The 24,710-nt window shown below is 45.8% G+C and carries 17 protein-coding genes and 1 pseudogene; 15 read left to right on the top strand and 3 right to left on the bottom strand.

Features of this window, described 5'->3' with window-relative positions; all coding sequences use genetic code 11:
* Positions 1–187: 187 nt before the first annotated feature.
* Positions 188–2,596, top strand: a complete 2,409-nt coding sequence (locus J7545_RS10290) for an endonuclease MutS2 (protein ID WP_413038618.1) — start codon at positions 188–190, stop codon at positions 2,594–2,596.
* A 332-nt stretch (positions 2,597–2,928) separates the two neighbouring features.
* Here J7545_RS10290 and J7545_RS10285 read toward each other — a convergent pair whose 3' ends face one another.
* Positions 2,929–4,335 (bottom strand): hypothetical protein, encoded by a 1,407-nt coding sequence (locus J7545_RS10285; protein ID WP_318701907.1) that lies wholly within the window; start codon positions 4,333–4,335, stop codon positions 2,929–2,931.
* Between the two features lie 47 nt (positions 4,336–4,382).
* Here J7545_RS10285 and J7545_RS10280 point away from each other — a divergent pair, with 47 nt between their 5' ends.
* The 5 genes and pseudogenes from J7545_RS10280 to J7545_RS10255 all read left to right on the top strand — a co-directional run bounded on the left by J7545_RS10280 (position 4,383) and on the right by J7545_RS10255 (position 9,861).
* Positions 4,383–4,529 carry a hypothetical protein gene (locus tag J7545_RS10280; RefSeq protein ID WP_318701908.1) on the top strand — a complete coding sequence of 49 codons (147 nt, stop codon included), beginning with the start codon at positions 4,383–4,385 and terminating at the stop codon, positions 4,527–4,529.
* Positions 4,530–4,705: 176 nt separating this feature from the next.
* Positions 4,706–7,012, top strand: coding sequence for a molecular chaperone DnaK (gene dnaK / locus J7545_RS10275; RefSeq protein ID WP_318719526.1), 2,307 nt, complete (start codon positions 4,706–4,708; stop codon positions 7,010–7,012).
* A gap of 66 nt (positions 7,013–7,078) precedes the next feature.
* A complete protein-coding gene (locus J7545_RS10270; RefSeq protein WP_318701910.1) occupies positions 7,079–8,074 on the top strand; it encodes a DnaJ C-terminal domain-containing protein in 996 nt (331 codons plus the stop codon).
* Positions 8,075–8,101: 27 nt separating this feature from the next.
* Positions 8,102–8,886 (top strand): annotated as a pseudogene (locus tag J7545_RS24010) (HindVP family restriction endonuclease).
* A gap of 21 nt (positions 8,887–8,907) precedes the next feature.
* Positions 8,908–9,861 (top strand): DNA cytosine methyltransferase, encoded by a 954-nt coding sequence (locus J7545_RS10255; protein WP_413038617.1) that lies wholly within the window; start codon positions 8,908–8,910, stop codon positions 9,859–9,861.
* Here J7545_RS10255 and selD read toward each other — a convergent pair.
* Together selD and J7545_RS10245 are read right to left on the bottom strand one after the other, a co-directional pair.
* A complete protein-coding gene (selD, locus tag J7545_RS10250; RefSeq protein WP_318719525.1) occupies positions 9,848–12,109 on the bottom strand; it encodes a selenide, water dikinase SelD in 2,262 nt (753 codons plus the stop codon). The genes J7545_RS10255 and selD overlap by 14 nt on opposite strands.
* 95 nt (positions 12,110–12,204) lie before the next feature.
* Positions 12,205–13,719, bottom strand: a complete 1,515-nt coding sequence (locus J7545_RS10245) for an ABC transporter permease subunit (RefSeq protein WP_318719524.1) — start codon at positions 13,717–13,719, stop codon at positions 12,205–12,207.
* A 148-nt stretch (positions 13,720–13,867) separates the two neighbouring features.
* Here J7545_RS10245 and J7545_RS10240 point away from each other — a divergent pair, with 148 nt between their 5' ends.
* The 9 genes from J7545_RS10240 (at position 13,868) to J7545_RS10200 (ending at position 24,655) form a co-directional block, all read left to right on the top strand.
* Positions 13,868–14,623, top strand: coding sequence for an amino acid ABC transporter ATP-binding protein (locus J7545_RS10240; RefSeq protein WP_318698653.1), 756 nt, complete (start codon positions 13,868–13,870; stop codon positions 14,621–14,623).
* Positions 14,624–14,985: 362 nt separating this feature from the next.
* Positions 14,986–15,762: a class I SAM-dependent methyltransferase gene (locus tag J7545_RS10235; protein WP_318698652.1), complete on the top strand. Its 777-nt coding sequence runs from the start codon at positions 14,986–14,988 to the stop codon at positions 15,760–15,762.
* Between the two features lie 10 nt (positions 15,763–15,772).
* Positions 15,773–16,102 (top strand): cupin domain-containing protein, encoded by a 330-nt coding sequence (locus tag J7545_RS10230; protein WP_318698651.1) that lies wholly within the window; start codon positions 15,773–15,775, stop codon positions 16,100–16,102.
* Positions 16,103–16,132: 30 nt separating this feature from the next.
* A complete protein-coding gene (locus tag J7545_RS10225) occupies positions 16,133–16,948 on the top strand; it encodes a YwiC-like family protein (RefSeq protein WP_318719523.1) in 816 nt (271 codons plus the stop codon).
* Positions 16,949–17,161: 213 nt separating this feature from the next.
* The gene (gene pflB, locus J7545_RS10220) at positions 17,162–19,450 is read left to right on the top strand and encodes a formate C-acetyltransferase (RefSeq protein WP_318698647.1); all 2,289 of its coding nucleotides are present in this window, start codon (positions 17,162–17,164) and stop codon (positions 19,448–19,450) included.
* A 102-nt stretch (positions 19,451–19,552) separates the two neighbouring features.
* Positions 19,553–20,284, top strand: coding sequence for a pyruvate formate-lyase-activating protein (pflA, locus tag J7545_RS10215; RefSeq protein ID WP_318698646.1), 732 nt, complete (start codon positions 19,553–19,555; stop codon positions 20,282–20,284).
* A gap of 181 nt (positions 20,285–20,465) precedes the next feature.
* On the top strand, positions 20,466–22,232 hold the full coding sequence (locus J7545_RS10210) for a sodium:solute symporter family protein (RefSeq protein ID WP_318698645.1): 1,767 nt from the start codon (positions 20,466–20,468) through the stop codon (positions 22,230–22,232).
* Between the two features lie 211 nt (positions 22,233–22,443).
* Positions 22,444–23,616, top strand: a complete 1,173-nt coding sequence (locus tag J7545_RS10205; protein WP_318719522.1) for an esterase-like activity of phytase family protein — start codon at positions 22,444–22,446, stop codon at positions 23,614–23,616.
* Positions 23,617–23,881: 265 nt separating this feature from the next.
* Positions 23,882–24,655 carry a metal ABC transporter ATP-binding protein gene (locus J7545_RS10200; RefSeq protein ID WP_318698642.1) on the top strand — a complete coding sequence of 258 codons (774 nt, stop codon included), beginning with the start codon at positions 23,882–23,884 and terminating at the stop codon, positions 24,653–24,655.
* Positions 24,656–24,710 lie beyond the last annotated feature (55 nt).

Here is a 24,710-nt window from a genome sequence, read left to right as displayed (position 1 = left end):
CTTGTGCTGATTTGATAGCTTATTACTAAATGGTCAATCTGGTTCCTCTACCAACTCACCCTAATCTATGGCATAGAATTATAGTCTTTGGGAACCAGATACCATATGGCTATCAGAGCGATCGCCTTCCCCATTGCCTCAAAAGTCGATACAATAATGTAGTATGGCGTTGAAGTATAGAACACGAGTGATCCAAGACGAAACCCTAGAGCTATTAGAATGGTCGCGGTTGTGCGAGCATTTGTCTACGTTTGCCGCAACGAAAATGGGGGCGATCGCCGCCCAAACCTTGCCTATTCCCCAAACTCAAGCGGAAAGTTTAACCCTGTTGGCGCAAACCCAGGAAGTCTATACCCTAGAGCAAACCCTCACTACAGAGCTGCCGTTTGGGGGGATTCGGGATATTCGTACCATTGTCAAACGAGCAACGCTTAAAGGGGTGCTGTCTGGGGATGAACTGCTGGATGTAGCGAGTACATTGGCGGGGATGCGGCGACTGCGCCGGTTTATTGAGGAACAAGAAAATGTGCCGATTTTGTTGGAGTTGATTAGCACAATCCGGACTTATCCGGAATTAGAACAGGAGATTAATCACTGTATTGACGAACAGGGGAGAGTAGCCGATCGCGCCAGCGTGAAGCTCGGTAATATACGCCGTCAACTCAAAAACCAACGCGATCGCATTACGCAAACGCTGCAAAACCTCCTGCAACGCAAATCCCACGCTATTCAGGAGAATTTGATTACCCAACGGGGCGATCGCTACGTGTTGCCGGTGAAAGCCAATCACAAGGAAACCATTCCCGGTATTGTTCATGACTCGTCTACCAGTGGGGCAACCTTATACATTGAACCCCATGCGATCGTTTCCCTCGGTAATGACTTGCGACAGTTGCACAAGGAGGAAAGTAAGGAAGAAGAAGCCATCTGTCGCGCTCTCACGGAGAAGGTGGCGGAGGTTTACGATGATTTAGAACATTTAGTGGAGATTGCCACAATTCTCGATTTAGCCACTGCCAAAGCCAGATACAGCACTTGGTTACAAGCGAACCCCCCTCGGTTTACGGAATCCACAGAAATGATTGTTCTGCGGCAACTGCGTCATCCCTTGCTGGTGTGGCAACAGCGCCACGAACAGGGACAAGAAGTGGTTCCCGTAACAGCATGTATTGAATCGCCGATCCGAGTTGTGGCAATTACGGGGCCAAATACGGGCGGAAAAACCGTTACTTTGAAAACCTTGGCACTGGCAGCACTGATGGCGAAAGTCGGTTTATTTGTGCCAGCGCGAGAACCGGTGGAAGTGCCTTGGTTTAGCCAGGTTTTAGCCGATATTGGCGATGAACAGTCCTTAGAACAAAGTTTATCAACCTTTTCGGGACATATTCGCCGCATTTGTCGGATTTTGGACTCGCTGGAAACCAACCCCTCATCTCTGGTGCTGTTAGATGAGGTGGGTGCGGGAACCGATCCCTCCGAGGGAACCGGGTTGGCGATCGCTCTCCTAAAACACCTCGCCACAAACGCCCAGCTTACCATTGCCACCACCCACTTCGGGGAACTCAAAGCCCTCAAGTATGAGGATGAGCGGTTTGAGAATGCCTCGGTGGAGTTTGACGAGGTATCTTTGCAACCCACCTATCGCCTGTTGTGGGGCATTCCGGGGCGCTCCAATGCCCTGGCTATTGCCCGCCGTTTGGGGTTAAATCCAGAGGTGATTGAAGAAGCGCAACAGTGGGTAGGAACCGGTTCCGAAGACGTGGATCGGGCGATCGCCGGTTTAGAAGCCGAGCGTCGTCGTCAGGAAACCCAAGTCCAAGAAACCTCCAGCCTCCTTTCAGAAACCGAACGATTGCACCAAGAAGTCGCACTCAAAGCCCAGCAACTCAAAGAGCGGGAACAGCAGTTACGCCAACAACAGGAAATCGAAATCCAAAAGGCAATTTCTCAAGCCAAAAAAGAAGTCGCCACAGCCATCAAACGCCTACAACAAGGCACTACAAACGCCCAAGATACCCGCAAAGCCACCCAGGAACTCGATCGGATTGCTGGGCAATATCTCCCCTCCAAAATCAATCCTCCCAAGCCCAAACCCGGTTACAAACCCAAAGTCGGCGAACGGGTACGGATTCCCAGTTTAGGACAAACGGGAGAAGTGCTACAAATTGACGCAGAGGGGCAAGAACTTACCGTGCGCTTCGGGTTAATGAAAATGACCGTAGGACTAGCCGAAATTGAATCCTTAGACGGCAAAAAAGCCGAAGTTATCACTAAGGAAACCAGCAAAAAAACAGTTACGGAAAAGGATAAAATCCCCCCTCCTAAATCCACTGCCCCAGTCATCCAAACCTCTCGCAATACCTTAGATATCCGAGGCTTGCGCGTTGTCACTGCTGAAGCGGAACTCGATCAAGGCATTACCAAAGCCTACAATGCCAACTGTACGAATGTCTGGATTATTCACGGCAAAGGTACCGGTAAATTAAGAGAAGGAGTCCATGAATTTCTGAGGAGCCATCCGCAAGTAGAGCGCTTTGAGTTAGCGGATCAAAAAAATGGCGGCACAGGCGTAACCATTGCCTATTTAATTGGGTAATTCATTCACCGTAGGGGCGGATTATACCCAAATTTAGGACACCCACAAATCAATGATGTAAACCCGCCCCCACCCCACCAACAAACCACCGGAAATGATGATATCGACATCGTGTTGGGCGGGTTCACCGTAGGGGCGGGTTATACCCAAATCTAGGAAACCTACAAATCAATTTCCTAAACCCGCCCCCACCCACCAACAAACCACAGGAAATGATGATATCGACATCGAGTTGGGCGGGTTCACAAAGGTTATTGGTGGGATTCCCAAATGGTTGAAGAACCCGCCCCTACAAATTTCCTCGCTATTATTCTCTGTAAAAACCCTATTATTCACCTAGAAAATGGCCCATTCTGGGGATTAAATGGCGAACAGCGAGTATCGTTTGGAGGACAGGAAACAAAACAGTCCCATCGTTTTTCTCTATTTCTGTTCCAATGAGACATAGAAACTTGGACAAAGGCAGAACTAGCAACTTGCCTAATTCCAGGATCTTGATGTTGAGAGAACCTTTCTCTACAATATTGTGCGCCATCTGCAATATCAAAGTTAATTTCAATTCGTGGAGCTAATTCTCTACCCATCGGTTTCGTTACCGTACATAGGCCTTGAGTTAAATTATCAGTCTTTGGATACTCATTATAATAGTAGCCTTCTGGCTTTTTCCTATCGCAGAGTTGCGTAAAATTTATCGTGCCTACATACAACACATCACCACTTGGCTGCCCTGGTAATTCTGCTAGTCGATTATTAGGTTGGGCAGTCGGATTCTCTTCAGCTAATGGGCGATCCGGTTTTTTGTCGCAATAATCTCTACCCAATGTTCGACGTATATCAGCAAGTCCCTCATCCCAGGGGAAAGGCCCTGGTTCCCGAATGCCTCGATTTCCAGCTCTATAAGCTACTTCACTTTCATTCGCTAATGTTCCTGTAAAAAAGCTAAAAAAGTTATACATATCAACAGTTTGGCCAATTGTTCTCGGTATTGCTGGATCCGGTCTTATCCCTCGTATGGGATCTATTGCAGGAACTCCTGGTTTTGGCCCTATTAGGGGAGGAACTCCACCAAACATAGCAAAACAGCCAAGCCCTAAGACAAAAGATGTTGCTCCAATTGTCCATAAAGGGATACTGGCTGCAAGACCTACTCCTGTCAAAGATGTTGCTGCTCCTAAAGCTCCTGCAACAGCTCCTATTGTTGAAAAACCTGCACAACTCCTTCTAGCAAAAGTACACTGTGCTTCACGTACTACATCTCCTGAGCCTGATTGTTTATTTCTAATAGATGTAATAGATGAGTTTCTCTTCTGAAAAATCTTTTGAGCATCAAAAGTTCCAATATCAATTATTGAATCATCATTTTTATAGTATATTTCTACTGAGTCATTTTCAGTGACTTCAGCCACTAGAGAAAGGTGGTGATACTCAGGATCTATAAGGGAAATTTCTAGCATAGTACCTTCAGGATTAACGTTGCCAGTAAAAGCTGGAAACCCGCACTCTTCTGCACTTATAGGATCAAATCTTACAGATTCTGTATAGATACCTTTAGTATCTTTGTGAATTGTACTTATGAAGTTACATCCATTTGGAGATAACCATTGGAGTTCAAAAATAGTAGCTGAAATTTGCTTGAAAATAGGTGTTCTAATAGTAAATTGTGAATCTTGATTGTCAAAACCAGGACTGAAAGGTTGATCGGGGACTTGGATTAAGCGAAAAAGGGCGAATTTCATCATTGACGCTGAATTAATTACTTGCAGAAGTCGATCGCCCCAATTCTGTATTGATAGAAGTTCCTTTTGATCGCCACATTGCTCAAACCATGCAAAGCATCGATCGCACTCAAGTCCCCGATCTTCGGGATCGCATGATTGCGGCTACAACAGTCTATCAAAATGTCCCGCTCATCAGCCGCTTGCAGGAGATTTAGCCCAGGTATTGGCAGTTTTGCAACAGGGAGTTGGGAATAGGGAGATAGGGAGATGGGGTTTTTCCTGTTCCCTATTCCCTATTCCTTGCTACTTGCACTTCCAGAAGCGCGATACAATAAACTGATCGAAGAAAACCATAATTTCCGTAAAGATAGACGAGGAAGAGACAGAATCCATGGGTAGAGTAGTCGGCATTGACTTGGGGACAACGAACTCAGTGGTCGCTATTATGGAAGGCGGTAAGCCAATGGCGATCGCCAATGCAGAAGGGATGCGGACTACACCTTCAGTGGTTGGCTTTAGTAAAGATGGCGAACTCGTTGTTGGCCAAATGGCCCGTCGCCAAGCCGTCCTGAACCCGCAAAACACCTTTTACGCCGTAAAACGGTATATGGGACGCAGATATGGAGAACTCAACACTGACTCCAAACGAGTCCCTTACACCATCCGGCGCGATGAAGTGGACAATATCAAAGTGAAATGTCCTCGGCTGAAAAAAGACTTTGCCCCGGAAGAAATTTCAGCCATGATTTTGCGGAAATTGGCTGAGGATGCCAGTCGTTATTTAGGGGAACCGGTTACCGGTGCAGTGATTACGGTTCCTGCATACTTTAATGATGCCCAACGGCAAGCGACCAAAGATGCGGGCAAAATTGCCGGCTTAGAAGTTAAACGAATTCTCAATGAACCCACGGCTGCTTCCCTCGCTTATGGGCTAGAGCGGGGAACGGCGCAAACCATTTTGGTATTTGACCTAGGGGGAGGAACCTTTGATGTTTCGATCCTAGAAGTTGGCGATGGAGTGTTTGAAGTTCGGGCTACCAGTGGCGATACCCAGCTAGGGGGCAATGACTTTGACCAAAAAATTGTCGATTGGTTGGCCGAACAGTTTTTAGAAACGGAAGGGGTCGATTTACGGCGCGATCGCCAAGCGCTGCAACGGCTGATGGAAGCAGCGGAAAAAGCGAAAATTGAACTGTCTGGAGTCACAGTAACCGAGATTAACTTACCGTTCATTACCGCTACCGAAGACGGACCCAAGCATCTAGAAACTCGGCTGACGCGATCGCAATTTGAAGACCTCTGTGGCGACCTCCTTTCCCGTCTCCGTCGTCCCATCAAACGCGCCCTCTACGATGCCAACCTTAGCCCCGTCCAAATCGATGAAGTCGTTCTCGTCGGGGGTTCCACCCGCATCCCCATCGTTCAACAACTCGTTCGCAGTTTCATCGACAAAGAACCCAACCAAAACGTTAACCCGGATGAAGTAGTAGCCGTTGGAGCAGCAGTTCAAGCCGGTATTCTCTCCGGCATTGTCAAAGATGTGCTGCTGCTCGATGTCACCCCGCTCTCCCTCGGGATCGAAACCGCCAGTGGGGTGATGAAAAAACTGATTCCTCGCAACACAACCATTCCCGTGCGGCGATCGGACATTTTCTCCACCTCCCAAGACAACCAAACCTTTGTCGAAGTCCATATCCTACAAGGGGAGCGAGAAATGGCCAGGGACAACAAATCCCTCGGTCGATTCCGACTTTCCGGCATTCCCCCAGCGCCTAGGGGCATCCCCCAAATTCAAGTCTCCCTCGACATCGATGCCAACGGTATTCTCCAAGTATCTGCCCTAGACCGAACCACCGGCCGGGAACAAGGCATTACCATTCAAGGAGCCTCCACCCTCTCCTCCGATGAAATCAACCAAATGATCCAGGATGCCGAACGCTATGCCCAGGTTGACCGGGAGCGCCGGGAACGGGTAGAAAAACTCAACCGCGCCGAAGCCTTAATTACCCAAGCCGAGCGCCAACTGCGGGAAGCCACCCTAGATTTTGGCATGCAGTTTGCCAACCAATACCGCCGCGATCTCGATCCGATTATCCAGGAACTGCGGGAATATTTGCGCCGAGGCGATGACCGAGGAATCGATCAAGCAGGAGCCGATTTACAAGATATTCTCTACGATCTCAATCGGGAAGTGCGCTTGCGGATGAGTGAAGAGGAAGACGATGGATTTTTAGGAACCCTGCGGCGCACATTCTTAGGGGATGATGAAGATGAATTCGATCGCCGCGAAAGTTACGATTATGATAGTCCAACCTATCAAACCAGGCGGGAATATACCCCCCCAGAGCGGAACTATCCCCCAGCGAGGAATTACCCGCCCCCACAGGATTATCCACCCCCACGCAACTCCCCACCTGGGCGAGACTATCCTCCAGCACGGGATTATCCACCCCCACGCAACTCCCCACGAGATCGAGACTATTCTTCAGCACGGGATTATCCACCCCCACCGGATTATCAACCGCCAGGCCGAGATTATCCCCCAACACGGGACTATCCGCCCCCCCGATCAAGGGAACCCAATCGACCGCCCATCCGGGACTCTCGCCGTCCTTCAGAACCCCCAAGCCGTCCAAGGTATAATCAATATAACTCCTATGATGATGAAGATTGGGGAGATGATGACGAATGGCTGTAAGCGGCGGTTTTCCCTATTCCCCATTCCCTATTCCCTATTCTCCCAGAACCCTAAGTGAACAAAACCATGCAAAACTTTCGGAACTATTATGAGATTCTGGGAGTTAGTCCTGATACCCCCACTGACGAGATTAAGCGGGTTTATCGCCGTTTAGCTCGTCAATATCATCCCGATCTCAACCCCGGTGATAAAGAAGCTGAGGAACGATTTAAGGATATTTTAGAAGCCTATGAAGTCCTCTCCGATCCCGGTAAACGGACGGAATATGACCAACTGAGCTTCTTTTTAAGAGCGCGGCAAAATAGCCGTAAACGCAATAGTGGCTCCAAGTTTTCTTCCGCAGAAATTGAGTATTTTAGCCAGTTTCCTACGTTCGATAGTTTTCTCGATAGCTTGCTCAACCGTCGTCGGGAAGTGAATCAGGGACAACCGACTGGAGAGCGATCGCGTCCAGTCGAACGGAATGCCGAAGCCTACACCCCCGGCCGCTCAAAGGTTTACAACACCGTCACTAGCGAATCCCGACCCATAAAACGGGATATCGAAGCGTTGTTAACCTTACCCCTAGAAAAAGCCTATCGAGGCGGAAAAGAGCGTATCCGTTTAGAAGATGGTCGCTCTTTAGAAGTCGATATGCCCCCCGGTATGGTGAGTGGGGAAAAAATGCGTCTGCGGAAGTTGGGTATGAATGGCGGTGATTTATACCTAAAAATCACCGTAGCCCCCCATTCTTTCCTACAAATTGCAGGGAATGAAATTTATTGTAAACTCCCCATTACTCCTGTAGAAGCTATTTTAGCCGGACAAGTAGAAGTCCTCACCCTGGATGGGTTAGTGAAAATGAATTTACCCCCTGGGGTAAAAAGCGGTCAAAAATTACGGTTAGCCAATAAGGGATATCCCGATAACCGGGGAAGACGAGGCGATCAAGTGGTGGAAATTGAGATTCAGTTTCCTACCCAATTAACCCCAGAACAACGGGAACTGTATGAAAAATTGCGAGATTTAGAAGATAATCTGCGCGAACCTCTGTGGAAATCAGATGCCGAATCTTCAGATTAAGCTCAAGAGGGCAAGAATGTCTCTTCCATGAATCCCAATATTCCCAAACCCAGTCTATTTGGTCTTCAATATTCCAATCGAGATTTTACCCGCAAAGAAGCTTGGGGTAAAAATTGCTTTCATTCGTCTTTTCCTGCCTCCCTTTGTGCCTATTTGCATAGTCGTAATTTAGAGAGTATTTATCTAAAACTTAATTCCAGTTTAACCGTTGAGCATTCCACAATTAATACGGCCCAAGCTTACGGTCTAGTGCCCCTCTCAAACAATCTATTTTATGCCTTTGAAACCCAATTTACTCCTTATCAGCAGTATGTATTGGGTACGCTTCCAGGAGTAGATTTAGTGACCCAAGCACGAGATACAGGTAATTGTTTGCAAGCCCTGGAAATTAAGTTAACTGCTTTACCTGATAATTCCACATGGATGTTTTTATATGGAGTAATTTGGCCTTCAGTCGATTATTTATAGATGCTGTCAAAACAGAAATTCAGAATTTCGGTCGAGTCCGATCAATTACCCGGCAAGCTCGGACTGTGATTTGGCTATTCAAAATGCTTGATGAAGCGATCGCCAAGGGGATTTTTGATTATCGAAAAATCATCGATTCTCTATCTTATAATACAAAAAATGATAAAGCTTTTGCCGTCAGTGGAAGATTTACACATGTTTATATGACATCAGAGGCTTTAACAAAACCGAGAATTCACAAGCAGGAAATTGCAAATATTATTTTAGGTGGGGGTCAAAACTTATTAAGTCCAGAAAGAAGACTGGATGCTATAATTTATAACTCTCCTAACCTATTTATTTAGTTAAAGAGTATCAATATGGCAATGAAAACAGTAGACTTATTTGCTGGATGTGGAGGAATGTCATTAGGATTTCAAAATGCTGGATTTAATCTAGTGGCCGGTTTTGACATCTGGAGAAAAGCAATACAAACCTATCAAGAAAACTTTGATCATCCTATTTTTGAACAAGATCTAGCCGATCTAGATGCTTACAAGATAGTGAGATATTTTCAGCCGGACATGATTATTGGAGGGCCTCCTTGCCAAGATTTCTCTAGTGCAGGAAAAAGAGATGAAAGTCTAGGCCGTGCAAATTTGACACTTAGTTTTGCCAATATTATTGTCCAAGTTAGACCTCAATGGTTTGTCATGGAAAATGTCGCAAGAATTTCTAAAAGTAGCACTTTAAACTTAGCTTGGAAGCAATTCAAAAAAGTGGGATATGGACTCACGTCTTATATTCTGGATGCCAGCTATTGCGGAGTGCCACAAACGAGAAAGCGATATTTTCTGATCGGTCATTTGCAGGGTAAAGATGATGCTTTAAAGCCCATCTTGCAAACCCATCAATCTGACAAACCCATGACCGTATTTGAGTATTTAGGCGATCGTTTAGGAATTGAATATTTTTATCGTCATCCCAGAAGTTATAAAAGACGAGGTGTTTTCAGTATTTATGAACCAAGTCCTACTATTCGGGGAGTAAATCGCCCCGTCCCTAAAACTTATCAAAAACATCCAGGAGATGCCGGAAATATTGATCAAAATTTGAGAGCTTTAACTACCTTAGAGCGGAGCTATTTACAAACATTTCCTGGGCATTTTAAGTTTCAAGGGAATAAATCTGAATTAGAGCAAATGATCGGGAATGCAGTACCCGTCAAATTAGCTGAGTATGTGGCAGGATGTATTCTGAACTATATGGTGAGTGTCTCCCCTCCTATTCGAGACGGCGCTTTAGGCGATCGCCAAAATCCCTATATTATTCCTCATTAACGGTTAACTGGATCGGAGGCAGATCGCCCGCAGGGAGATGAACTTCACCGATGATAGCGCTGTGGGTATAGCCTAAATTTTGCAGGAGTTTCAAGCATTCTTCTGCTTGAGGATGGGGAATCCCAGCCACTAATCCCCCAGACCATTGAGGATCGAATAAGAGGGGATAGACAGGATGGGAATCAAAGCTAGACACATTTTGCAGATAGGAAATCGGTTCACTGAGCGTCGTCGAAGTGCTGGAACTATTGTCCTGATGGAATGGACTCGATCGCACGTGGCGCAAAGTCTCTAAAGTCCCTTCCAAAACGGGTAGAGTATCCAAATTCAAGCTAATACTCACCGATGTATTGTTGATCAGGGTCGTCAGATGTGACAATAAACCCAAATTGCCTACTGCTGTGCAAGCAGTAGCGCCAGTTTCCAGAAAGGTTAGGGATGCTGGATAATTGGATTGAATCATTGAGGCGATCGCCCCTTCTAACCATCGTCCCTTACTTTTATACTGCTCTTGAGCTGTCATCAGAGCGCCAACACCCAAGGGTTTCGTCAAAATCAACACTTGTCCGGGTTGTAACTTGGGCGGATACAAGACCGGTTCGGGATCGACATACCCTTGAGTAGAAAATCCCAGGGATAAGCGCGGCCCCAGGGAAGCGCGACATCCCACTAACTGAGTTTGACTGATCGTTAGCGCTTGCAGAACACCTGAGAGCAGTTGATAGAGGGTTTCTTCCTGTTGCGTAGGAAGACTATTGGGTAATTCTATCCAACCTAAAACACTGTGGGGATTTGCTCCCTTGGCCAAGATGGGATTTAAGCAATGGTGAGTCGCCAATATGCCGAATAAATACGGATCTCGCAGGCTATCTGTGAGTAAATCCATACTTTTAATTAGGAGACCCGGGGTCACGGAGGATAAGGCCAAATTGTCCCCAGGGTTTTCGATCTCGATTAAGGACTCTAATTTAGGATTGTCGGTAATCACCCGCTTCAGCACTGAGGATAGGCGCTCTGGGGGAATGGGAATTGGGGCCAAGGAGGGATGAGTAGGCGATCGCCCAAAGTCCTCAAATTGAGCCATAAATCGGCGATCGATCCAGTCCTTCCAGCGCCACAGTAAAGGGTTAGGGCCCAATCCCCATTTACCCCAAGAGGCGATCGCCTTTCCATCTCCCGTACCAATGAGTCCTAAAATTTGCTTTTGCGGGCGATAGGGTTTCGGTGCTTTCCCTAAAACAGCTTGTTTCAAATTCTCATATAACGGCTGACCTTGACGCACTGCAAACACCCCTGCCTTGGGCCGCGTATAGTTCACCATGGTGGCAATATCACCAGCAGCAAATACTTGGGGATGGGAAATGGACTGTAGAGAATCCTTAACTAAAATAAAACCATCGGTATCCGTTGCTAAACCAGCGGCCTTTAACCAGGGAGGAGCTGAAGCTTGAGTCACCCAAAACACGCGATCGCACTCTAGAGTAAATCCAGACTGACACTGAAGACCCTGCTCGGAAACTTGGGTTACCCGTTCCCCCAAATGCAGTTGAATATCCCGACGACCCATTAACTGGGCGATGCGTTTGCGCACCACTCGGTTATGGGAGGACATAATTTCTTGCCCCTGATGGAACAGATGAATTTCGGGAAACGAAGCCGTATACATGACAAAAGAGGCATCTATATTCCGCATTCCTCCCGTAGCTTGACGGCAGACAAATAGTCCCTGTTGCATCGTGAGTGCTAACTCAACGCCCCCTGCACCTCCACCCACAATGGCTAGTTTTAAAGGGTGGGTAGGATGGCGAGCAAAGCTTTCTATGGTCTCTCGCCAATGGTTGAGGAACTGGGAAACCGGTTTAGCGGGAATGGCGTAGTGATTAGCTCCAGGAACCTGAATCTGGTTAGGGGTACTCCCAATATCAATGGAGAGCAGGTCAAAGCGGACAGGGGGACGGTGAGCGCAGAGAACTTGATTGCGTTTGAGATCGAGACCAATGGCACGATCTTGATAGAGTTGGGCCCGGGCAAATTGACAGAGATGATGTAGATCGATATGGGTTTGGTCAAAGCTGTAGAATCCAGCAATATGGCCCGGTAGCATCCCAGAATAGGGGGTGTGTAGGGTATCGACGATCAGGGTGAGACGTACTCCAGGAATGGGATTGAGGGCAAATTGGCGAAGGGCGATCGCATGGGCGTGTCCTCCTCCAATCAAGACAATTTCTTTGCTTAGGGTCTGGGCCATGGGTTTATTTTTTTCTGCACCGAGGAAACCTACACCATCTTTGGGATTTTACCGCAAGTGCATCCCTATTCTGATCTATCAAGTGATAAAAGTCTTCACGTTTTAAGGGCGGGTTTCTGGCGCTGTAGGGGATTCATTCTCACTTCTAGCCATTTAAACCCAAAGGAAGATAGGGTGGTTAGCACGAGATACATTAAAGCTACGGCTAAGTAAACTTCAAAGGATCGATAGGTGATGGCTACCATTAATTGACCTTGGCGGAATAGTTCCTCAAATCCAATCACGGCGACTAAACTGGTATCTTTGACTAAGGTAATAAATTCGTTACCTAGAGGGGGTAACATGCGACGTAAGGCTTGGGGAAAAATCACGTCTTGCATCGTTTGTAGGGGACTCATGCCTAGGGATTGAGAGGCTTCCCATTGACCTTTATCAATGGATTCAATGCCCCCGCGCATAATTTCGGCTAAGTAGGCGGCACTATTTAAGCTTAAGGCTAAGACGGCTGCCGGAAAGCGATCGAAGCTAAACTCTAACCCTAATTCTTTGAATAAACCGGGGAGACCGAAGTAGATCATAAACAGTTGGACGAGCATGGGAGTGCCCCGGAAGAAGTCTACATAAATGCGGCAGAGTAGGCGCAAAGGTTTGTAGGGGGAAATTAGGGCGATCGCCACTAGCGTACCTCCGATTAACCCAAAAGCGAAAGCCAAAGCGGTGAGTAATAAAGTAATCGTCGAGCCTTGAATTAAATTAGCAAATAGTTTTCCCCAATCAAAAACAATTACTTCTTGGGTTTCTAAGGCAGGGGGAACGAGGGGTAATTCCGGGGGTTCACCCGCGAACCAAGTTTGATAAATAGCGCGATAACGACCATCCTGAATCAGTAACTCCAGAGCATTATTAATGTCATTTAAGTAGGGAGAATCTTTAGGCATAGCAATGCCATAATATTCTTCTGTGACTAATTCACCGACGACTTTCACGCCTTGTAAGCCGGCTTGTTTTATAGCGTATAAAGTCACCGGCCCATCATTAACCACAGCATCCACTTTGCCATTAATCAGTTCTTGTAGAGCCAAAGAGGCTGAGTCAAAAGAACTGACATTTGCCCCTTCGATGGTACTGGCTTCCTGGGCCCCAGTGGTGCCAATTTGAACGGCTATTTGTTTGCCTTCTAAATCAGAAAAATTTTTAATGCTGGTATTGTCCTCTTGCACCGCTATAGCTAAACCCGCTTTAAAATAAGGGCGAGAAAAGGATACGGTTTGCGCTCGCTCTGCGGTGATCGTCATGCCACTAATCGCCGCATCCATAGTTTTCGACTGGAGAGCGGGAATAATGCCATCAAAGGGTAAGCTGACGAATTCGATATTCAGTTCAGCCGCTTCACCAATGGCTGTCATTAAATCAATATCAAATCCACTTAACTCTCCGGTTGCTTGGTCTTGCATTTCAAAGGGGGGAAACGTGGGTTCTGTCGCCACCTGGAGGGTTGGTGCAGAGGATTGGGCGAAAGTTGATAAACTGGTGAAGATGACCACGAGTAGACAACTGGCGATCGCCAGACAAACTTGAATTTTGCGCTTCAACCACTTACTCCCCATCATTGTCAGGCCTCTTTTCTCCATAAAACCACATCAGAGTGTTGATTAGTATCAACGGTTGCTTGGTGAAGAAAAGTAATCCTGGATACACTTTAGAGGTTGAAGGTTTAGATACTCTAAACTCAATCCCCCTAAAGATGGTTCAAAAACGATGGTTAATTCAGCAACTCCCGTAATGGCATGTGAAGACTTGCATAAAAGTTTTGACGACCTTGAAGTGCTAAAAGGGGTAACGACCACTTTATCTGAAGGGGATGTGGTTTCGGTAATTGGCCCTTCTGGATGTGGCAAGACAACCTTTTTACGGTGCTTAAATCGTCTAGAGTCTATTAATAAAGGACGCTTAGAAGTGATGGGGATCGATCTGTCCCATGCGCAAGTCAGTCAAGCGACGCTGCGTCAACTCCGAAGTCGAGTGGGGATGGTCTTTCAGCACTTCAATCTGTTTCCCCATTTAACGGTTTTACAAAACTTGATGCTTGCCCCTCTGAAGGTTTTGAAACAGTCGGAATCAGAAGGTCGAGAGCGAGCAATCCATTACTTAGAAAAGGTGGGTTTAGGCAATAAAGCTCAGTTTTATCCAGAACAACTTTCAGGGGGACAAAAACAACGGGTGGCGATCGCCCGTAGCTTATGCATGAACCCTAGTATTCTCCTGTTTGACGAACCGACAAGTGCCCTCGATCCAGAGTTGGTTGGGGAAGTTCTCAGCGTGATGAAGCAACTCGCTCAAGAGGGAATGACTATGGTGGTGGTGACCCATGAAATGCAGTTTGCGCGGGAAGTTTCCAATAAAGTTTTGTTCTTCCACCAAGGCATTATCGAAGAATCTGGCGATCCTCAAGAGCTATTTTCCCAACCTAAGAGCGATCGCCTGAAATCCTTTCTCAGTCGAATCAATCAATAATACAGCGTTTTGGGATTTGATGCAAGGAAACTTGGTTCTACACTTTTCCTGGGCGATCTATCTATTCATAAATATTCTCATTAAACTTTATAGATCATTCAAGGTTATTGCTAATCCATAGATCTGGCAGACGGACGAATCCGTGTTAGAAACTAGAATTCATCCCAGTGAAGAAGAGTCGAAAGGCAATCTCTGTATGGATTACAGGGAAAATGGGACAAACGTCCCTAACTCAGCCCAGGGTGAAGCAGAGATTGATTAAAAAAATATAAAGCTAAACCCGATACCTCAAGCTTTTGTACTACAATTAGATTGTAATCTATTGATAAAAATTTGCATTAAATTCACCCCACCCCTAAGTTATGTCGCAAAAAGTACTGAACTTAAAAACAGCTCCTGGACATCAGGTGTTAGCAAAGGCAGGAAAAAAGCTTCTACGTCCTGGTGGACGAGCTGCAACGGATAGGTTGTTGGCAGCGGCCAATTTTCAGCCAGGCGATAGCGTACTGGAGTTAGCCGCTAGTTTTGGGCATAGCGCGATCGCCTTAGCTAAAAAGCACCCAGTTAAGGTCATCGGGATTGAAAGAAATACTGACAGTGTGGCAACAGCCCAAGCTAACATTGTTGCTGCTGGAGCTAAGGATCGAGTGAGCGTCATAGAAGGCGATATTTTCAACTTAGATCGGGTTCCAGGTGAATTTGATTTTGTGCTAGCCGAAGCCATTTTGACTATGCAATCTCCATCGGCTAAAGCCAAAATTCTCAGAGGAGTGCGAAATCGCCTACGTCCTGGTGGACGCTTTCTATCCCACGAACTGCTCGTATGCAGTCAAAACAGCGAAATTCGTCAGGCATTATCTTCCGCGATTCGCGTCAATGCCAACCCACTCACCCAAATTGAGTGGGTTCAAGCCTGTGAAAGTGCAGGACTACAAGTGCAGTTTCATCAAACTGGTGCCATGGGTTTGCTCAATCCCAAACAAATGCTCCATGATGAAGGCTGGCTCGGCACGATGAAAATTACCTGGAATATGTCGATCGATCCCCAACTGCGATCGCGAATCTTGCAGATGCGGCAAGTCTTCCAAGAATATAAAGATGATTTAGGATACATCGTTTTGTGCGCTCAACGCCCCTAGAGGAAAACCCATGACAACCACTCTACTCAACATTGCCTCCTCATACCTAAAATTACCTGATGTTATTGAATACCCCGAAGCAGGGATATTAAGCAAAGTTGTACTCCAAGATGATTGCTGTAAATACACCCTGTTTTGTCTAGCAGCAAATACGGGAATTTCCGAACATACTGCTGTTCGCAATGCCACCATCAGCGTATTGGAAGGAAAAGGAACTTTGACGCTAGAGGGCGAGGAGATTGAACTGGAAACCGGAGTCTTCGTCGTCATGCCTGCCCATGCTCCTCACTCTCTCAAGGCTCAGACGAACTTGGCCTTTTTGCTAACCTTATCAGCCTAAGACAAGCTTTACACAGGAGATTCTAATATTGTGGCATCCTCTCAATCCAATGTCGTTCCAGAATCAGTAACCTCTTTACCTCGCCTTTGGTATCGCCCCACTCTATCGCCCCATCATGGTATCTATGTCATGCTGGTGATTTCATTTTTGACGGGAGTTGCGGCTTCTCAACACTGGACTCTCTCCACAACTCTAGCTCTAGTGTGTGCTTTTGCCGGGTTCCAAGCCGAACATCCCCTTACCTTACAAATCAAACAGCGCCACAGTTGGAAACCTCGATTTCTGCTTTGGAGTAGTATTTATGCAGGCATAGCCTTAATAACTGGCGGTTACTTATATCTACAAGCGCCCCTATTGCGATGGATTTATCTAGGAGCGATCGTTACCTTGGCGATCGATACTCTTTCAGTTTTAAATCGTCAGCAAAAAACCTATGTTAATGAGTTCATCACTTTCGCCGCAGTTTGTCTGGCTGTTCCATTGGCTTACATCGCTACAACGGGAACCTGGACAACGTCTATCATCGGTCTATGGCTACTCAACACGCTATTTTTTAGCAGTGCTATTTTTACCGTCAAACTGCGCAAATCCAAAACCTCATCGCTCATTCCACCTGTTCTCTATCATCTCATTGCGACTGCTATCATTACCGAACTTTGGTTTTTGGGCTGGCTCTCGGCGATCGCTGCCCTGAGTTTTGGAATTGCCCTACTCAAAATCGCCTTAATTCTTTGGAAAAAAAATTGGTATTGTACCACTCCCATCTACAACGTTGCCAAGCTAGAAACGAGCTTTAGTCTATTGTTTCTGTCCGTAGTTGCGATCTCCCAATTCCTGTTCATCTAACTTAGCCAAAGACTCATTAATTCCCATCTCTAGCTTGTCAGTTTATCTTGTTTTTTAAAGATAAACTAATCGGGATGAACAAATTTTAATGTAGAAAAAAGATATTAAAAAATCATGAAAATTCATGCATCATTAGGAGCATAATAAAAAAATGTGCTACAAATAAGAGAAGAAGGAGGTGAGTGTGAAAAAAGTCAAAAGCACTCAAAAAAAATGGTTAGCAACATCGACATTCAACAAACTCGATCTAAATTACAAAGCCAAGTAACATCGCAAGACCAAGCATGGCAAGGATTTAAACGAGGAACATGGGCGCAAGAAGTTAACGTCAGAGACTTTATCCAAAAAAATTACACCTCCTATGAGGGAGATGAATCTTTTCTGGAAAACATAAGTCAGTCAACAGACCAACTTTGGGCTGAAGTTAAAGAATTGATGAAACAGGAGCGCGAAAAAGGCGTTTTGGATGCAGAAACCAAAATTCCTTCTGGCATTATTGCCTATGGTGCAGGTTACATCAATCAAGACCTAGAAAAAATTGTCGGACTGCAAACAGACAAACCCCTCAAACGAGCCATCATGCCTTTTGGGGGAATTCGAGTCGTTGAGAAATCTTTAGAAGCCTATGGTTACACCATAGATCCTGAAACTCATGACGTTTTTACTCAATATCGTAAAACCCATAATGACGGTGTTTTCGATGCTTATACCCGCCAAATGCGGAAGGCTCGCCACTCAGGAATTATCACCGGTTTACCTGATTCCTATGGACGGGGACGTATCATTGGAGATTATCGCCGTGTTGCCCTCTATGGTGTTGATTTTCTAATCGAAGATAAACAGCAACAGTTATCTTCCTTAGAATATGATGTCATGGACGAGGAAGTGATTCGTTTACGAGAAGAAATCTCTGAACAAATCAAAGCCCTTAAAAAATTGAAAATCATGGGGGCAAGTTATGGTTTTGATTTGGGAAATCCAGCCGCCAATGCTCAACAGGCCATACAATGGACTTATTTTGGATACTTAGCTGCGGTTAAAGAGCAAAATGGTGCAGCGATGTCCTTGGGGCGTGTTTCCAATTTCCTCGATATTTACATTGAACGGGATTTGAAATCAGGAGAAATCTCTGAAGCTCAAGTTCAAGAATTAATCGATCAATTTGTGATGAAGCTGCGGATGGTACGCTTCTTACGCACTCCTGAATATAACCAATTATTTGCAGCCGATCCGGTTTGGGTGACAGAAGTTATTGGAGGAATGGGAGTTGATAGCCGTCCCCTAGTCACTAAAAATAGTTTCCGTTTCTTGCATACCCTCTACAATTTAGGCCCTGCACCTGAGCCAAATTTAACAATTTTGTGGTCGGAAAAATTGCCGATCGCGTTCAAACAATATTGTTCCAAGGTTTCCATCGATACCAGTTCCATCCAGTATGAAAATGATGACTTGATGCGTCCAGAGTTTGGCGATGATTATGGTATTGCTTGCTGTGTCTCGGCGATGAAAATTGGCAAACAAATGCAGTTTTTCGGCGCGAGAGTTAACCTCGCCAAAGCATTACTGTATGCCATTAACGGGGGTAAGGATGAAAAAACAGGCGAGCAAATCGCCCCTCCTTATGCTGCCATTACTGGTGAATATCTAGACTACGAAGAAGTCACCGCTAAGTTTGACCTTTTGATGGACTGGTTAGCCAAACTGTATGTTAACAGCCTCAATGTCATTCACTATATGCATGATAAATACTGCTACGAAACTTTAGAAATGGCATTGCACGATCGCGATGTTTATCGGACAATGGCTTGTGGGATGGCGGGTTTATCCGTAGTTGGAGATGCCTTGGCAGCGATTAAATATGGGACGGTGAAAGTCCTGCGTAATGAAGAAGGGTTAGCCATTGACTACGAAGTGACTGGAGATTATCCAAAATTTGGCAATAATGACGAACGAGTTGACCAGATTACCTCTGGTATTTTAACGACCTTCATGGATAAAATCCGTAGAAACAAAACCTATCGTCAGGCAACACCTACCCAATCCATTCTCACCATTACCTCCAACGTGGTTTATGGTAAAAAGACGGGCAGTACACCGGATGGACGAAAGGCAGGAGAACCCTTTGCTCCTGGAGCCAATCCGATGCACGGACAAGATACTAAAGGGGCGATTGCTTCTATGGCTTCCATTGCCAAATTACCCTATGAACATGCTCAAGATGGGATTTCATACACTTTTTCAATTGTGCCTCAAGCCTTAGGGACAACTGACGATGGGAAAGTCAATAATTTGGTCGGAATGCTAGATGGTTATTTCCACGACACGGGGCATCATATCAATGTTAACGTTCTCAATCGAGACACCTTAGTCGATGCAATGAACCATCCTGAAGAATATCCTCAGTTGACGATTCGAGTATCTGGTTATGCCGTCAATTTCATTAAACTAAGCCGCGAACAACAATTGGATGTGATTAACCGCACATTCCACAGTCAACTGTAAACTTAAGCTGCGATCGCCAATCCCCATCCTATGCTAACAATAAGGATGGGGATAATTGTATGAAGTTAAGTTTAAGCGGTCAACGTTATCATCACTAATTATATGGGATCGACAGGTATTATTCATTCAATAGAGACTTGTGGGACAGTCGATGGTCCTGGAATTCGATTTGTGATTTTTACAAAAGGTTGTCCTTTACGGTGTTTATACTGCCATAATCCTGATTCTCGTTGTATTGAAGATGGAGAAGCAATATCTGTTGATGAATTGATGGTAGAAATTGAGAAATATCGGTCTTACTTTCAATTTTCTGGTGGCGGTGTAACGGTGACTGGAGGTGAGCCTTTGATGCAACCTGAGTTTGTTAAAGAAATTTTTCAAAGATGTCGCCAGATTGGAGTTCATACTGCTTTAGATACATCCGGGTACATCAATGTAGAGATGGCTAAATCGGTTTTAGACTATACGGATTTAGTCTTATTAGATATCAAATCTTTCGATCCTCAAATTTACAAAAAAGTAACCCATGTTTCTATTGAGCCAACGCTTGATTTTGCTCGATATCTCAACAAAATTCAGAAGCCAACATGGATCAGATTTGTGTTAGTCCCTGGGTTGACAGATGCTTTTAATAATGTTAATGGACTAGCTGAATTTGTGGCTCTTTTTGAGAATGTAGAAAAAGTTGAAATTTTACCCTTCCATAAAATGGGAGAATACAAATGGCAACAACTCGGCTATGATTATCAACTCAAGAACACTGAACCTCCTTCCCAGGAATTATTAGAACAAACGATTGGTATTTTCAAACGTCATAACCTAGTCGTTCAATAATCGTTACCTATATTTTTCAGTCTAGGTTGGGTGCAAATTGCCTCCTAGTTCTCCCCTAGAGACATAAGGGATACCCTAAATGAGCCGATAAAATAGCGATCCTAGCAATTATGCCCAAAACTCAAGGGGCGATCGCGCAGAATTAGCCGTAAGATAAGAGCGCCGATGTTATAGGAAGGGTATGGCTGCCATTGATTGGTTGATTGTTCTGTTGTATTTGCTCTTAACGTTAGGATTAGGGTTATATCTATCAGGAAAAGCCTCGGAGGGACTGGAGGCATTTTTTGTATCGGGGCGATCGCTCCCTTGGTGGCTCTCCGGAACCAGTATGGCAGCGACTACTTTTTCTATTGATACTCCCCTCTACATTGCTGGAGTGGTTGCCAGTCGAGGGGTTGCGGGAAACTGGGAATGGTGGAGCTTTGGTATGGCTCATGTGGTGATGATTTATATCTTTGCCCGGATGTGGCGCAGATCGGGAGTGGTTACGGATGCCCAGTTAACGGAAATTCGCTATGGGGGATCGATGGCAGCCATTCTACGAGCAGTGAAGGCTTTTTTGTTTGCAGTTCCGATTAATTGTATTGGCATTGGCTACGCGATGTTGGCGATGGTGAAAGTGATTGATGCCCTGGAATTATGGCAAAGTTTGGGCATAGAACCGGCAGAGAACCTTAAACTCTGGAGTGTGGTAGGGGTGAGTTTATTTGTGCTATTCTATGCCGGAATTTCTGGACTTTGGGGGGTGGTGGCGACGGATTTTTTCCAGTTTTTTCTCGGGTTATTTGGGGCGATCGCCGTTGCCGCGATCGCAGTGAGTCATGTGGGCGGCATTCACGAGTTAATTCCCCTCGTGCAAGAGCGCACAGATACGGATATCTTAGCCTTTTTTCCTCTGAATACGGAAACCGCCAGTCTCAGCTTAAGTACGTTTGGAGCGTATTTGTTGATTCAGTGGTGGGCGTTTCGTCGTAGTGACGGGGGTGGCGAATTTATCCAACGATTATTAGCCTCAAAAAATGAAGCAGAAGCGGAAAAAGCGGCCTGGTTTTTCAATATTCTGCATTATGGGGTGCGGACTTGGCCTTGGATTTTAGTTGCTCTGGTGGCTCTAGTGGTTTATCCCAATTTGGAAGATCCGGAGCTGGGCTATCCAAAATTAATGCTCGATTTCTTGCCTCCAGCGATGTTGGGATTAGTGGTGGCTTCCTTGCTGGCAGCGTTTATGAGTACGGTTTCAACCTCCATTAACTGGGGCGCATCCTATTTAACCAATGATTTATATTTACGCTTTTTCCGTCCTGACTCTACCCAGTCGGAGTTAGTCTTAGTCGGTCGTATGTCTTCGGTTATGGTAACCGTTTTAGGGGCGATCGCCGCGTTCTATGCCCAAGATGTAGCCACCGTATTTCGATTAGTGATTGCGATCGGTACAGGGCCCGGATTAGTCTTGATTCTACGCTGGTTTTGGTGGCGCATTAATGCCGCAGCGGAATTAGCCTCGATGGTCGGTGGATTTATCATAGGATTAACCACCAGTGTTGTACCTCTATTAACCATTAAAGATTTTGGCTTGCGATTACTGGTGACGGCTGGGATTAGTGGAATTTGCTGGATAGCTGCCATGTTGTTAACGGCACCAGAATCAGATCAAACCTTAGATGAATTCTATCGGTTAGTGCGCCCTGGCGGTCCTGGATGGCGACGGCAGCGATCGCGCACGGGCTTGAAACCGGCACAAAGCTTACCCCAAGATTTACTCAAAATCAGTGCAGCCACATTGCTCTTATTTGGTGCGATGTTTGCTGTAGGCGGCTTTTTACTCTTGAATCAGGGAGTCGGTTGGATGAGCTTAATTGTAGCGGTTGCTGGGGCGATGATGTTGCGCTATGTGAGTAAAGTAAGGGTTGCTCCCATGGCTCGACCAGGGTTAGAAGATGAGTTATAGCAGGGGAAGGGAGAGTTAGGACACTTTACTATAAACAATAACCTAACCGTCCTCAGCAACTGATTCACTGCTATAGAAAAAAGGATCGCTATAATGGTTAATTGATACAGCACTTTGTGCTTTTATAGAGTAAGCTGTTGAATTCCCAAAGCCATGTACCACAATCCTATTCCCTATTCCCCATTCCCTATTCCCTAGCACAAAGTGCTATATGAGTTTTGCCCGAATGAAACGCTTCTTAGTTCCCCTTTTTGTCTTCGGTTGCTGTCTGCTTGGGTTGCTGACCGGTTGTAGTCTACCGCAAGTGAGTGCCCAAGATCGGCTGTTTTTACCCTTATCTTTGGAATGGGTGGGAGAAGTCACCCTACCCAAACAGGAGTTTCAGGAAACCATCGTGGGTGGGTTATCAGCGATCGCCTACGATCGCCAACGCGATCGCCTCTATGCTCTTTCGGATGACCGCAGTTTCCACGGCCCCGCTCGCTTTTATACCTTGAATCTGAGTCTTGACCCCTTTGAAATTGATGTAGAAACCGTTACTGCCTTAAAAACCCCGGAAGGTACGCCATATGCAGAAGGTAGCCTCGATCCAGAAGGGTTAGCTCTCACTCCCAACCGAACCCTACTCATTGCCAGTGAAGGGGTTGCAAACCAACAGATCCCCCCGGCGATCGCTGAATATGACCGGCAAACAGGACAATGGCTCAATCAGCTCCCCATTCCTCAACGCTATATCCCTGATACTTCAGGAAAAGAAGAACAAAAAGGAGTACAAAATAACCTAGGGTTTGAGTCCTTAACCACCAACCCCATCGGCCTCGTTCCCACAACTGGCGAACCTTTACGCGTATTTGTTGCTACAGAAGCCGCCTTAATCCAAGATCGAGATCCAGAACCCAAAGAATTAGTGAATACTAGAGTGCGGTGGATGCATTATCTACTCAGTGAAGGGCCACCCCTGTTAGTTTCCGAACATTTCTATGAACTCGATACACCTGAACCAGATATCATCGCCCAAGGATTAACAGAAATTTTAGCCTTAGATGAACCCGGACATTTTCTCACCCTAGAGCGCTCTTTTAATGGCTCTGTAGTTACAGCAAAAATCTTTCAAGCAGTGACCGGATCGGCCAGCGATATTTCTAATGTATCCTCTCTTCAAGGCAATTTAGGAGAGTTGAAACCTATTCGTAAACAATTGGTTTTAGATTTAGCTCAGTTGGGCATTACCTTGGATAACCTCGAAGGGATGACATTTGGCCCCCATTTTGCCGATGGCAGTCCCAGCTTAATTTTAGTCAGTGATGATAATTTTAATGCCTATCAGAAAACGCAGTTTCTGTTATTTCGTATCTTGACTATGGACTCCTCAAGAGAAGGGTAAAACTGCCTATTATATCAAATCCTAAAAATCACGCTACATATCAATCCCCGTGTCCCCGTTTCTCCGTGTCCAGAGTGTCAACCATCTGTAGCACATATCTAAGGATTTGATATTACCTATTGCCTAACGCTATATCCTCTCGATCGCCTTGTTTTTTCTCCCGTGACACTCTAAAATGATAATCATTCTACACAGGCTCTCCTAGTCCAAAAATCTACTAATCCAGGAAAAGCCTAGAGAACCTTAAGAAACCAGGAGATCGAGCTTGACCGAAATAGTATTGGAAGTTGAAGGCTTAATCGTCGATCGCGATCGCACACCAGGGGTCGTCCATGACGTATCCTTTACTTTATCTACGGGTACAGATACCGCCCTCATCGGACCCAATGGAGCAGGGAAAAGCACCCTAATTCAAGCCATTTTAGGCATCTTACCTCGAAAATCAGGTCATATTTCCCTATTAGGAAAACCGATGAATCCTAAAGGTAAACTGCCGGCGCAAATTCGTCAACAAATCGCCTATTTACCGCAAAACTTTCTCTTCGATCGCCGTCTGCCCATGACAGTAGCCGAACTGGTCGGCTTAGGTTGGGATCGGCTCGGTTTTCAGTTGCCCTGGTCAGGCTATCGAGAGCGCCGTAAAGCCGTCCGAGAAGCGCTCTCGCGGGTCGATGCCTGGCATTTAAAACACAAACCCATTAGTCAACTTTCCGGTGGAGAAACCAAGCGCATCTTACTCGCTTATTGTCTGGCTAGACCCCGAAAATTACTGATTTTAGATGAAGCCCCTGCGGGATTAGATATCCGAGGAGAAGCCGAGTTTTATCAACTCCTCGAAGAACTGCGACAAGAATATCATTGGGCAATTTTACAGATTTCCCATGATTTGGATATGGTGAAAAAACAATGCGATCGCGTCCTTTGTCTAAACCGTACCTTACTCTGTCAAGGGACACCAGAAAACACGCTCAGTACCGAAAATCTAATTGCCGCTTACGGTTCTGCCTTTACTCGTTATCATCATTCCTGTCGATCCTAATACAGAGCTTTGCGCTGGGGAATAGGGAATAGAGTTGTGGTACATGGAGAGAGAG

It is taken from the genome of Roseofilum sp. SBFL, from assembly GCF_017746885.1.
GTDB lineage: Bacteria > Cyanobacteriota > Cyanobacteriia > Cyanobacteriales > Desertifilaceae > Roseofilum.
Note: the sequence above shows the minus strand (reverse complement) of the source record. Positions and strands in the feature narration are given on the sequence as shown.

Excerpts from the sequence above, each read along its gene's own strand:
- J7545_RS10205 (WP_318719522.1), top strand. The coding sequence starts at position 22,444 with ATGAGTTTTGCCCGAATGAAACGCTTCTTAGTTCCCCTTTTTGTCTTC.
- J7545_RS10240 (WP_318698653.1), top strand. The coding sequence starts at position 13,868 with ATGGTTAATTCAGCAACTCCCGTAATGGCATGTGAAGACTTGCATAAA.
- J7545_RS10270 (WP_318701910.1), top strand. The coding sequence starts at position 7,079 with ATGCAAAACTTTCGGAACTATTATGAGATTCTGGGAGTTAGTCCTGAT.
- pflB (WP_318698647.1), top strand. The coding sequence starts at position 17,162 with ATGGTTAGCAACATCGACATTCAACAAACTCGATCTAAATTACAAAGC.
- J7545_RS10285 (WP_318701907.1), bottom strand. The coding sequence starts at position 4,335 with ATGATGAAATTCGCCCTTTTTCGCTTAATCCAAGTCCCCGATCAACCT.
- J7545_RS10235 (WP_318698652.1), top strand. The coding sequence starts at position 14,986 with ATGTCGCAAAAAGTACTGAACTTAAAAACAGCTCCTGGACATCAGGTG.
- J7545_RS10255 (WP_413038617.1), top strand. The coding sequence starts at position 8,908 with ATGAAAACAGTAGACTTATTTGCTGGATGTGGAGGAATGTCATTAGGA.
- selD (WP_318719525.1), bottom strand. The coding sequence starts at position 12,109 with ATGGCCCAGACCCTAAGCAAAGAAATTGTCTTGATTGGAGGAGGACAC.
- dnaK (WP_318719526.1), top strand. The coding sequence starts at position 4,706 with ATGGGTAGAGTAGTCGGCATTGACTTGGGGACAACGAACTCAGTGGTC.
- J7545_RS10210 (WP_318698645.1), top strand. The coding sequence starts at position 20,466 with ATGGCTGCCATTGATTGGTTGATTGTTCTGTTGTATTTGCTCTTAACG.
- J7545_RS10230 (WP_318698651.1), top strand. The coding sequence starts at position 15,773 with ATGACAACCACTCTACTCAACATTGCCTCCTCATACCTAAAATTACCT.
- J7545_RS10245 (WP_318719524.1), bottom strand. The coding sequence starts at position 13,719 with ATGATGGGGAGTAAGTGGTTGAAGCGCAAAATTCAAGTTTGTCTGGCG.
- pflA (WP_318698646.1), top strand. The coding sequence starts at position 19,553 with ATGGGATCGACAGGTATTATTCATTCAATAGAGACTTGTGGGACAGTC.